Below are 791 nucleotides of genomic sequence, written 5' to 3'. Positions count from 1 at the left end.
CCCTGGTCCAGAAGCTTGCGGAACATCTCGACGCCCGTAACCGTCGTCTTCTTGGAGTCGCGGATGCCGACGATCTCGACTTCCTCGCCAACCTTGACGATCCCGCGCTCGACGCGGCCCGTCACAACCGTACCGCGACCCGAAATCGAGAACACGTCCTCGATCGGCATCAGGAACGGCTGGTCGATCGGACGCTCCGGCGTCGGGATGTACGCATCGACCGCTGCCATCAGCTCGCGGACCGCGTCTTCGCCGATCTTCTTGTCCGAATCCTCAAGCGCTGCAAGCGCCGAACCCTTCACGATCGGAATGTCGTCGCCCGGGAACTCGTAGCTCGACAGAAGCTCGCGAACCTCGAGCTCGACAAGCTCGAGAAGCTCCGCGTCGTCAACCTGGTCGACCTTGTTCAGGAACACCACGATCGCCGGAACGCCAACCTGACGCGCCAGAAGAATGTGCTCGCGCGTCTGCGGCATCGGGCCGTCCGCCGCCGAACAAACGAGGATCGCCCCGTCCATCTGCGCCGCACCCGTGATCATGTTCTTCACATAGTCCGCGTGACCCGGGCAGTCCACGTGCGCGTAGTGACGGTTCTCCGTCTCGTACTCAACGTGCGCCGTCGAAATCGTGATGCCGCGCGCCTTCTCTTCCGGCGCCGCGTCAATCTGGTCGTACGCACGGAACTCGCCGAAGTACTTCGTGATCGCCGCCGTCAGCGACGTCTTGCCATGGTCAACGTGACCAATCGTGCCGATGTTGACGTGCGGCTTGTTACGCTCGAATTTGCTCTT

At 62.3% G+C, this 791-nt stretch carries 1 protein-coding gene; it reads right to left on the bottom strand.

What is annotated here, in order from left to right; all coding sequences use genetic code 11:
• Nucleotides 1-791, bottom strand: a 791-nt coding sequence (locus AUL31_RS02725; protein ID WP_060600989.1) for an elongation factor Tu, incomplete at both ends; no start/stop codon positions are given.

This window comes from Aureimonas altamirensis (genome assembly GCF_001463885.1).
Classification (GTDB): domain Bacteria; phylum Pseudomonadota; class Alphaproteobacteria; order Rhizobiales; family Rhizobiaceae; genus Aureimonas; species Aureimonas altamirensis.
The sequence above is the reverse complement of the archived record's forward strand: the minus strand, read 5'-3'. Positions and strand labels throughout refer to the sequence as shown.